We start from the raw sequence: 11,314 nt of genomic DNA, 5'->3' as shown, positions 1-11,314 counted from the left end.
GCAGGAGTTGACAAACCGCAAACATTGTGACCGCCCGAACAGGCTTTTGTACGGGCTCTTATGAGCTTAACGCAGCCCCACCAAACAACAAAGCACAGTCAGCCCGCTTAAAAAGAGTGGGGCGTAAAACCCACCATACCAATATTTTAAAGAACAAGTTCGCATACTAACGATAACCCCCAAACGCTGCACCATAACGGTTGGTACATGTTGTCGGGGCGGATTTCGGAGAGCGTTCCTGTCCGAAGGACACGGAACTGCGATGCGAGAATCCGCAGTTGGCGTACCACCAAACCCCGCCCTGCAATATGTACTTTGTTAGGCACTGGCTTTTATTTTTTGTCATTTAAAATCACTGATATTCCCATTCCGTTAATCGAAAATGAAGGATAATCATTTAAGTCTACACCTGGAATATACGTGTCATAGTAGTCTTTGTCGAGAAGATGAAATTTCTCAATTGAGTATCTTTTGGTACTCTTGTTAATTTGTCTCAAAAATTCATTAATTTTTTCTTCCAACCACGAATTCATAAGAAACTCATCCAGTTTCTGATAACTAATATTTTTATCTCCAAAATGATTCTCGTAACTTTTTGAAAGTTCAGTTGTCATGTCTTTATAATATATCGGTGGCTCAAAATAAAATGAATTGAGCCGGTCAATATTAAAGTCTTGCTTAATTTCTGGTAAACAGTCGTTTAATTTGCCAATTGCACTTGAAAATAGAATTGGTCTGTCGTGATAGAATCTAATTTGCACAGAACTATCTCTCGCATATTCTGTCAAACCAATTTTAAAATCAAGGGTATCTTTATTTGCAACCCAACAATATGTGTATGATTTTGCATAGAAATCAATTAATGGCTTATCTATTTTATTCTCAATTTTTACCAATACAGTGTCAATTGAATTTTCTGTCACCTCTGATTGGTCTGTATCAGTTTTCTTAGTCGAGTGATTGCAAGACACTAAGGTCAAAATGATTAAAATAGGTAATATCGTTTTCATTGGTCTCTTTTTAAGCTTGTGCCTAACGGTTGGTACATGTTGTCGGGGCGGATTTCGGAGAGCGTTCCTGTCCGGTAGGACACGGAACTGCGATGCGAGAATCCGCAGTTGGCGTACCACCAAACCCCGCCCTGCAATATGTACCGTGTTACCACACGTTTTTTTATTTCAATCAATAATAGTTGTATTCGTATTTGATTATTCCTTTCTGCTCAAAGATTCCGTCCTGTCCATTTGTCGATTCATAAACATTTATCTCTGAGATTTTTCCATCGTCCAAATATTGATAAATGTACTTCTGAAAATATAAAGTGTACCAAGATGAAAAAATATATTCCTGAATTTTACCATTTGAATCATAATTATAGCTTCGAATGTCCTGAATAGTTGTTTTATCATCATCGGCTGAATAGTATGATTCTTCAATCATATTATTGTGAGAATCATATTTCCACATTAAAATTCCGTACGGAATCGTAGAATAATCAATACTATCCTCAGTCATATTTCCATTGTTATCATATGTGTAGGTGTGAGTTGTTGGGTCATGGTCAAAGAACATCCACCAGCTAAGCATTTGTTTTGGTTTCTTGTCACCATTTTGATATTTATATTCATATTTTTCAACAAGACCATTTTCATTAAAAACGTCTTCATTTGTTAGGTTTCCGTTTGTGTAAGTGAAAACATGGCGATACCTTGAAATTAAGTTATCCTCTATTTTTTCTGTAAGAACTCCATTTTCGTATGTATATTCCTCAGAGTTTAACCAATTATTTTCGGTGTCAAAATTTTTATTGCTCCGGTACTCCCAAAGTGTTAAATTCCCATCTTTATCATATTCTTTTGTTTCCCATTTAAATTTACTTGATTCACTTGGCTGTCCATATTTAAATGGTACCATATAAGCAGTAAAACTTTTTAAGTTTTTATCAGTCGGATTTGGTTCTTCAAAATCATCTTTACTACACGAAAAAAAGATTAAATAGAAGAGGACTTGAATTAGTAAGATTTTTTTCATGTTTCGCGGTTTTTAATTTTTTTAGTTAACGGATTATCTTGTTTGCTTAAGTTTTCATTTATTTTTTCTAATTGTGATACTATCTTTTTCCCTTGCGAATAAAATTCTTGTTTGCTAGTTTCAAAGTCAATTCTAAGTTTTTTATGCCCCAATGAGATACAGAAATCACAGGAGTCAATTTTTTTAGTTTTTCGGCTTCGTTTGAACTTAATAACTCCGCAGAATTCATCATTGTTTTCTCCAAACTCCTTTGCATTTTTCCAAAGATTCGGTTGCGAATTAACGACTGTTTTGATTTTCTGGTTTTTTGACAAGCAAGGAATTTTGCCAAATGTAATTGGCTTGTCAATTGCATTTTTTAATTCTTTTTCCCATTCAATTGAAATCTCATACGCTGAACCACCACCTATATTTTCCAATACAAGATTTACAATCGGAGAACTTTCAAAGTCCCATTTAACAATTAATTCTGGTTCTGCGTCATCTTCTGATTTCCATGTGATTTTGAATGAAATATAGATTGTTATTAGAGCTGTATAAACGGCTAATGATGCTGCAATTGTATTCCATTCTTTTAAGTCATAGGCTTGTTTTGCTACAAACAGAACAATAAATCCTGATAGCAAAAGGAAAAACATTGATAGACTTCTCCTTATTTTTTTTATGGTTTCGTAGGTCATGTTTGAGTTTTATTCGCTGGTCGTATTAATGTTATAAAATCATTTAATATTTTGCTCATATGTCTGTCATTTAAAATGTGTGGTAACGGATGGCGGTATGGTTAGTTGCCGATTTCGAAGTACTTCCCTGTCAAGTTACAACTACTTTTGATACGAGCTGTGCCGCTCGAATACCCACTGCACCGGCAATTAACTATACCGCGTGTTGGCAACTGGTGTTCATTCATATCTGTCTGTTTGTCATTTATTTAGCTTTATTTTCTTGTCATTATCAATCTGCACGAACCTATCTACAAAGTACAAATTTATTTTGTTTTTTTGAGCGTGGGCAATCCCAAAACCGTCCTGAAAGGCGGTTACTCGGGCAGGAGAGGCGGAAGCTCTTCCCGCAAACTTTGGATTTGGTTTGGCTTTGAGCGGTTTGCGGGATGTGCTTACGACTGTGGGATGGCTAATTAGTCAAGTTAATTACAGCAAAATACTCACCACATACATAGTCTAAATCTCTGATTAAGTCTAAATAATTATTTTCCAGTTGTAACAATGTTTCATGCGTTGATACCAGTGACCTGAATGCCTGGATATAATTATCAACACTTTCCTCTTTTAGCAAATACGATTCTTTCTTTGTTGCATAAATCCGTTTCCACGATTGCAAACTGGTCGTTGTACTAATCATTTGCTCTTTTTTCTTGGTAAGTGCATCTTTAAGCTGAAGGATATCTGACTTAATTAGTTTTCTGCGGTCGGCTATAGTGTAATCAATAGCATTAATATCGGCCTGAGCTTTTGCAATGGTGTGCCTGAGTATTTTTGGGTCATTTATCTTGATTTTAATACCTGCATCAGCCGTAAGAAAATTGCCCTGTTGCATGTTACCAGTGAATTCATAAAAATTATACCTGCCCCCTGTGGTTGCATAGATATCCCACTTTCCCTTTTCTGCCAGCCTCTTTTTTTCTTCGGCATTTTTTTTAATAATACCCAATACTTTAAATTCGGTGTCATTATTTAAGGCTTTGTTAAAAATGCTATCAGTAATTTCGTCGATGTAGTATTTACCAACATATCCGGGTTCGTTAAAATCTATTTCTATTTTTGTTAGCTGGACTAACTGAATTTGTTCAACATTCATATAACGTTGCATTTGGAGCTGCAACGAATATAGTGTAATCTCCCAACCGGTAATTTTTGAATTCAGATTTGTTATTTCGCCACTAATTTGCTCCCTGTCTGAATTTGTTGTGGTAATACTATCATCCTCTAATAGGTTAATTAATTCTTTGCGATATTCAATCAGCATTTCATAAATTTTTATTCTGGGAACCAGGTCATAATATTGTTCCAGGGCGTTGAGGATATTTTCCCGAACAGCATCAACATAATCAAGGTTTTTTGTGTAAAGCTCATTTTCCTCAAATGTCCTTTTTATAATTCTTTCCAATGTTCTGGAAGAAGAAAAAAGCGGAAAGCCAATTTCTGTTTCGATGAAATTTATCGTGCCATGCCCCGTGTTTTGCTCCCAGTCGTTAAATGTACCTAACGCCACACCAATTGACGAACCATCAAAAAACTCTTTTTTCATCCCGGCAGTCATATCAGAAGCATAGTCACCATCTGAGTTTGCACTAAATTTTGGAGCAACTATTAACGGGTTAAACTGAGTGTATTCACTTTCAAATAACTTAAAATTGCTCTTTGCCGATTCCAATTCGTAGTAGGCTGCTTTAATTCTGTCGTTTTGATTGTAAGTTAACCTGATAATATTTTCAGGATACAACATCATGTCAGTTTCAATGCTGATTTGCGAGAATGATACCCGGGCAATCAAAAAACAGGTGGCAAAAAGTGCAGTACGCTTATTCATTTTTTAAACTTTCAGTTTATCAATAATTTAGGATGATTAATTTAGTTTTTCCTGATGAACAAAAATTTAACAATTATTCAATTTTAATTTTCAAGTCGTCAAAATAGGTAACCGCGTCTGCTTTTGTCCAAAAGCCGATTAGTCCGGCTGATATGAACGTATCGTCTGTTGATTCAATCATTGTTTTTCCGTTCATCAAACAGGTGATTTTATTTCCCTTCATCACAATATTCAAGGTAAACCATTCTCCTTGTTTTATATCGCTATCGGTACTTTCCAATTCTTTACGGCTACCGTTTACGACCCTATAAAAACGTAAATTGTTTTCAAGTGGATTGTACCTTGCTATGTAGTAATTGTTTTTATCGATGTACCGCCAAACGAGTCCGCCCCCCTGGTCTTCTTCGCCCGAAATGGCTTTTATTTTAACCGAGGCGGTAAAATTCTCACAGGCAATTTTTTCTAAAACAAGCAAATTATAGCAACTGCCCGAGTTTACGGCTTGTTGTTCAACCACCTTGTTGCCATTGTCATTTACAATATTCCATTTGATGCTTTTGGCTTTATTGGTAGCGTCCGCAACAAAACCTGAAGGCAATTGCCCTTCTGTTTCGTTATCAAAATCAAAAATGGTATCATTCCCTGTTTGGGAATAAGAATCTTCAACCACAACCTGACTGTTTTTCGATGATACATTGCTGCAAAATGCAACACTTATCATAACTGAAATTGAGATTATTAGTGTTTTCATTGTGTTTATATTTAATCATTTTTAAATTTATTTTCTAAGAGTTTTTCTTTAAATTCCGACCGGAATGTATATGCGAAAATCAACATAACTGCCCTTGTATCTACTTTCCGATAGTGTGTATATTCAAAATTGCTACCGGAAACAGCAGACTCACTGCGCTGTGTATCAAATATATCGGTTACTGTCAAAGCCAAACGCCCCTGACCTTTTAAGATTTTTTGCTGAAAACCAAGGTCAATAAAATAAACTTCCTTTATAGTGCCTTGTGGAATGACAATGGGCGATGTATAGTTAGCGGTGATTTGAAACCTGCCGTTTTTCCAAACATCAAAATTGTTGATGAATTTAGCGTATCCTGACAACAAATTTTCCGGGGCATTTTGCAATTTGGCACTTGGTTCAATTCTTTGTTCGTATATTGATGCATCAAGATTTATTTTCCAAAAATTAAACGGGTTATAAGTAAAAAAAGCTTCTACCCCGTAAGTGGAAGAATTGCCAAAATTTTCAGGTCGTGTTGTGCTTACTCCGCTATTGTCGATAGAGGTATAAGGGAAAATACTGTTGCTCGTCAGGCGGTAAAACAAGGAAGTCGTAAGGCTTGCCTTTTTAAAGGTTTGATTTTGTGTTAATTCAAATGAGTGTGAAATTTCAGGCTGAATATCGGGATTGCCCGACCAAACGTTCAACGAATCAGTAATATCAATGAAGGGACTGTAATCGCCAATTGATGGTCTGTTAATTCGTTTGCTGTAAGCAAGTTTAAATGAATTTCTTTTTGCAGTGTAGTAAATGAGCGATGCTGAAGGGAAGATATGGAAGTATTCGTTTGAAAAACTATATGGAGAGTGAACATTATCACCAGTATTAGAAACCGGTTCAGCCCTCAACCCCAACTGATATTTCCATGTTGGTTCCTGCTGTGTACCGGTCCAACCTGTGTATTGCAGATACAGGGCATGTATTTGTTCGTTGAATTTAAAGATGTCTGTATGTGCTGAATCGGTTATATAAATTTCGTTCTCCTCGTTAGAGCGGAGATAATCATCATTGATAAACCTAAGCGTGGTTTTATAACCGGTTTCAAATAATCCTGATTCTTTTATCGGATGCAAATAGTTTATCGAGAAATTAGTCAGGTTGGCATCTTCGTAAAAATGTGTTTTCTGTAAAAACGGGTTGCCTATCTCAGCGTTTTCCTCCGATAAGTTTTGAGTAGAGATGTCGGTGTTTTCCCTGTTGTATTCAATTGCAGAGTTTGCATCAATGATAAGCGCTCTGTTTTGATTGAAATTTCTCGTATAATTGAACAAGAGTTCGCCTGTATGGAAACGTCTGATTTCATTTGAGTATCGGCTGTTACGGCTTGTGAAGTCATGCAATGATGTTTCTGTGGTGCTAACAATGGTTTCATAATTATCTTGTCCTTCAAAAAGCCAGATACCTTCCAATCTAAAACTGTTTTTTGAATTTGGGGTATAGCCCACATTAAAGCGTGCCGTTTGGGTTTGTATGGTACGTTCGTCTTGCCGCGGCTGTGATAGATAATATTTATCGTCAGAATCGTATTGAACACGCTGTTTGTTTACTGTGCGTGTTCTGGTAGTAAACCAATTGTCGTAAGCCAGACCTAAATCCCATTTCTGGGTATTATGGTTAATAAGGAAGGAGCCGTTTAAGCGATAGCGTGCCCCCAAACCGCCTCCCAAAGCTGCCGCTCCGTTTGTGCCAAGGGTTGTATTACTTTTAAGAACAATGTTTATAATTCCGCTTTCGGCATCGGCATCGTATTTTGCAGAAGGGTTTGTAATAATTTCGATACGCTCGATGGTGCTTGCAGGGATTTGTTCCAGATTTGTTACTCTGTCCACTCCGCCAATACCGGAAATCCTGCCATTTATCATTATCAAAGGGTTTTTCCCCCTCATGGTTAAATTTCCTTCCATATCTACCTGCACCCCGGGCATATTTTTCATTAAGTCGGCTGCTGTACCGCCAATTTGTGTCAAATTTTCCGATGCGTTCACCACAATTCCTTCATCGGTTTTCTGAATTAGGTTGCGAAAAGCAGTAATCTCAACAGAGTTCAATGCGATGGCATCCTGCTTCAATATTATTGTTCCTAATTCTATATTTTTATTTGCATCGTTTAGTAATACAGTTTGTTGATGATTAACGAATCCTACAAACCGAAACTGAATAAAATACTTACCAAGAGGGACATCTGTCAATACAAAACTGCCCTTATTATCTGTAACCGTACCATTGACAATGCGAGTTGAATCGTTAACGGAAGTAAGAAAAACATTGACAAATTCGACAATATTGTTTTCGCTGTCTAATACTTTGCCTGATATACTTCCTGATTTTTGCCCAAAAGCCAATACCTGTATTAACAGCATTAGTGAAAATAATCCGTATCTCATAAATCAACAATTATTTTGTATTTGCCACCCACAAACGTTTTGGGTTTTTCCCAACCGGAATAGTTGCCACCACTTTCCAATTTGCAACATCAATAATACTTGCATCATTGGATGAAGTGTTACTGACCACAGCAAATTTTCCGTCAGATGAAAATTCAATCCAGTTCGGGTTTTTCCCGGCTGTAATATTTTTCATGATTTTATCCGATGCTACATCAATAGCCGTTACATCATTGGTAAACTGGCTTGTTAGGTAAACAGTTTTGCCATCAGGTGCAACGCAAAGTCCGTGGGCAGCTTTCCCTTCGTTATCAAATTTATCAGATTGAGGTAAAAGCACTTGAGCAATAATTTTGTTTTGCTCCGCATCAATCTTTACCAAACCGTGAAACCAGCGAATGGTTAGGTAAATATATTTGCCGTCGGGTGTTGCTGTCATTACTCTTGGAAAACCGAAAGTGGGAATTTCTGATACAACCTTCATACTGTCCAGATTCAATTTCACAATTTTGTTGTCGCCTTCGGAAGTAACCCAAACGTTTTTTCCGTCGGGCATTGGCAACACAATGTGAGGGTTTTTGCCAACGGGAATTGAATTTACAAGTTTCCAATCTGCGGTTGAAATCACATCTACCTTATGTTCCCCATTGATTGCGGTTAAAACATACTTTCCGTCAATACTGAAACTTAACTGGTGGGGTGTCTTACCAACAGAAATGGTCTGTTTTACTTTATTGTCTGCCGCACTAATGATAGAAACTGTATTATCGCCTTCATTACTAACAGCAATCCAGCTTCCGTCTGGTGAAACTGCTACTCCGTGCGGCTTGCTTCCGGTGATAACTTCAGAAAACTTTTGATTTTTCTGAATGTCAATGACTGATATAAAGTCGCTGCCGTAGTTGGTAATGTACGCTTTTGGCGTCTGCGCAAAAAGCACTGTGCTAATTAGTGCTATTGCTGTTGTCAAGATTATTTTGCTCTTCATTTTCTAATAGTTTTAAATGATTTATCTTACAAAGGAAACCATTGAATCTGTAGAAAAATGGGAATCGAAACTGTTTATTGAAAATTCACTTCGAAGATATGCAAGGCTCCATCACTTCGGTAACAAAGTTCCCAACCGCTGGTATCTGCAATTTTTTTAGCTATGGACAATCCGAGACCCCACGAATCAGGATTTCCCGATTGCTTATAAAAACGGTTAAACAATTTTTCTTTATCCAACATTGAGCCTTCTTCATCTTTTTTGTGGCCTGAATTGGAAATAGTAAGCTGCTTTTCTCCTACATAAATGGTTAGTATGCCATTTTCTGTATTATGCAAAAAAGCATTTTTAAGCAGGTTCTGAATAAGAATTTCCGTGAGCATGATATTGCCCTGTACTGTCAGTTGGGTTTCTGATTTAATCGTTACTGAAATATTAAGTTTTGATTTCTGTTCTTCATAATATTCCATTGACTGCCGTATAATCTGATTTACATCAACCTGGTCAGTTAACAGGAACTGACGATTTTCAATTTTCGATAGTAAAAGAAGGGTTTTATTTAGTTTTTTTAAACGTTGGGTGGAGCTTATAAGTCCTTCCACAATCTCTGCCTGCTCTTTTGTCAACTCTGCCCGCCCTATTAGGGCTTCCAGTCGTGACTGCATTACGGCAAGTGGTGTTTGCATTTCATGGGAGGCATTTTCAATAAATTGTTTTTGACTGGTAAATACTTCCATATTTTTCAAAACCAATTCATTAATGGACTCATTAAGCATCTTAAATTCTTCAATCTGAGAAGATGATAACTCTGGAAGCTGCTGCTTGTCGAGGCGAAAACCACGAAGTTTTTCCAACATATCGTAGAATGGTTTCCAAATTTTTCGTGAAATTATTCGCTGTGATAAATAAAAAGAGAGTGATAGCCCGGTAAGCAAAATTCCAAGAAAAAAGGCAATTGTGCCTAACATTTCATCGGCTTCAAGATGCGGTGCTAAAATCTCCAATTTGTAATATTGGTTATGGATTTCTACAAAAGTGTTTAATTTCCTGTATTCATCGAGTTCATCATCTACAGGTTCATAAATTAGCGTATCTGTATAGTTTTCTTTGCTTTTTTGGAAAGTTGCAGCATCTATGGCATAAAAAGTAAAATCGTCCAGCGGGTTATCACCTTGAAATGGAGCTTCAGGATTGGTTTTGAGGTATGCAAGCAGGTTAATTTTTCTATTATGCAACACCTCGTCCACATTCCGAAGTACATTCCAGTTAAGCACTACGTAAAACAGAATGGAAAAAATTCCAAACAGAATCATGAAATAACGCAACTGAATCCGTGAGGTGTAGGTAAGTAGCTTCATCGTGCTTTTATTTGATAACCTATTCCATAAACATTGTTAATTTCTACGTCTGCCCCGGCTTCTTTCAGCTTACGTTTTAAGTTCCTTATCTGTGAGAAAAGGAAATCGAAACTTTGGGCTTCATCCACATAATCTCCCCAGATATATTCTGCCAGTGATACCTTGGAAAGAACCCGTTTATGATTATTAATGAGATAGCTAAGTAAAGCGAATTCTTTTTTAGTAAATGAAATGGGGTTATCAAGGTTGCTTACACCAATGAGGTGTTGGTCTGGTTCAATAATCAGGTTAGAAAAGTGTACGATTTTGTTTGTCTTAAATTGCTTTCTACGGATAATGGCTTTAATTCTGGCATTTAGCTCAGAGAAATAGAATGGTTTGGTAAGGTAATCGTCGGCACCCAGTCCAAGCCCTTTTAGTTTATCATCTAATGAATCACGTGCTGAAAGTATTATGACCCCATTTGTCTTGCCTTCTTTATGCAGGGCTTCAAGTATATCGAAACCATTTCCGTCAGGAAGGTTAATATCAAGTACAATGCAATCGTAGTCGTAAAGAGCGATGCGTTCAGCAGCAGAACAAAATCCTTGGGAAGAATCATACAGGTATCCCTCTTTGGATGCAAAATCTTCCAAACTTTTTAATAATTGCGGTTCGTCTTCTACGATAAGTAATTTCATAAATACAAATTAAGGGATAAATTCTGTAGAAACATTGGAGATATTTTATGCCTGATAATATTCTCTAAAATGTCCGAGGGTTCCTGGTGGTAGGCTGCACTCTTTGACAAAGCTTTGGTTTCAGCGTTGGCTCGTGGGGCTTTGGCAATGTGTGCAATGTGGGTGGGGTTTTATTCTTTTTTGCGGGTGGGAAGAAAAAAACAAAATAAATTTGGCTCCGCCGAGCTCCACTTCGTTCCGGTTCCATCAAATTTGCACTGTCCTGTCAAAAAGCTAAATCTTTTCTTTCGTTATTATTTGTCACTATTGTATCTGTCTGGTCGTCTGTCTTTTTACACTTGTTGCCAACGGCCGCGTGCATGTGGAGTGCGGCATTTGAAAAACTACACTTCCATTTTAGCCACTGAGCCAATTCGTTTATTCGTATTTATATTTTTTAGCCGATTCGTCAATGACGAATTGGCGTTGTTAAACAAAGCTTTTCTGTTCGCATACGTAGTCTGCCAGCATTACATATGCACGTTGTTATGGTG

9 protein-coding genes are annotated in these 11,314 nt (G+C 37.0%); all 9 read right to left on the bottom strand.

The features are described from left to right. Nucleotides 1–332 precede the first annotated feature (332 nt). Nucleotides 333–1,010 carry a hypothetical protein gene (locus BMW53_RS20070; protein ID WP_139178288.1) on the bottom strand — a complete coding sequence of 226 codons (678 nt, stop codon included), beginning with the start codon at nucleotides 1,008–1,010 and terminating at the stop codon, nucleotides 333–335. Nucleotides 1,011–1,182: 172 nt separating this feature from the next. Then, complete coding sequence (locus BMW53_RS20065; RefSeq protein ID WP_074781148.1) at nucleotides 1,183–2,031, bottom strand: hypothetical protein; 849 nt, start codon at nucleotides 2,029–2,031, stop codon at nucleotides 1,183–1,185. After that, nucleotides 2,028–2,711, bottom strand: coding sequence for a DUF8453 domain-containing protein (locus BMW53_RS20060; RefSeq protein ID WP_038562407.1), 684 nt, complete (start codon nucleotides 2,709–2,711; stop codon nucleotides 2,028–2,030). Before BMW53_RS20060 ends, BMW53_RS20065 begins: the two co-directional genes overlap by 4 nt. A 451-nt stretch (nucleotides 2,712–3,162) precedes the next feature. After that, nucleotides 3,163–4,578, bottom strand: a complete 1,416-nt coding sequence (locus tag BMW53_RS20055; protein ID WP_038562410.1) for a TolC family protein — start codon at nucleotides 4,576–4,578, stop codon at nucleotides 3,163–3,165. 73 nt (nucleotides 4,579–4,651) lie between these two features. Beyond that, nucleotides 4,652–5,329 (bottom strand): 3-keto-alpha-glucoside-1,2-lyase-like domain-containing protein, encoded by a 678-nt coding sequence (locus BMW53_RS20050; RefSeq protein WP_051568055.1) that lies wholly within the window; start codon nucleotides 5,327–5,329, stop codon nucleotides 4,652–4,654. Between the two features lie 11 nt (nucleotides 5,330–5,340). Next, nucleotides 5,341–7,755 carry a TonB-dependent receptor gene (locus tag BMW53_RS20045; RefSeq protein ID WP_038562413.1) on the bottom strand — a complete coding sequence of 805 codons (2,415 nt, stop codon included), beginning with the start codon at nucleotides 7,753–7,755 and terminating at the stop codon, nucleotides 5,341–5,343. A gap of 10 nt (nucleotides 7,756–7,765) precedes the next feature. Continuing rightward, nucleotides 7,766–8,743, bottom strand: coding sequence for a YVTN family beta-propeller repeat protein (locus BMW53_RS20040; RefSeq protein WP_038562416.1), 978 nt, complete (start codon nucleotides 8,741–8,743; stop codon nucleotides 7,766–7,768). Between the two features lie 74 nt (nucleotides 8,744–8,817). Further along, the gene (locus BMW53_RS20035) at nucleotides 8,818–10,101 is read right to left on the bottom strand and encodes a sensor histidine kinase (protein WP_038562419.1); all 1,284 of its coding nucleotides are present in this window, start codon (nucleotides 10,099–10,101) and stop codon (nucleotides 8,818–8,820) included. After that, entirely contained in the window at nucleotides 10,098–10,781 is a 684-nt protein-coding gene (locus tag BMW53_RS20030) for a response regulator transcription factor (RefSeq protein ID WP_022546668.1), read from the bottom strand. Before BMW53_RS20030 ends, BMW53_RS20035 begins: the two co-directional genes overlap by 4 nt. Nucleotides 10,782–11,314: the final 533 nt, after the last annotated feature.

It is taken from the genome of Draconibacterium orientale, assembly GCF_900111425.1.
GTDB lineage: Bacteria > Bacteroidota > Bacteroidia > Bacteroidales > Prolixibacteraceae > Draconibacterium > Draconibacterium orientale.
Note: the sequence above shows the minus strand (reverse complement) of the source record. Positions and strands in the feature narration are given on the sequence as shown.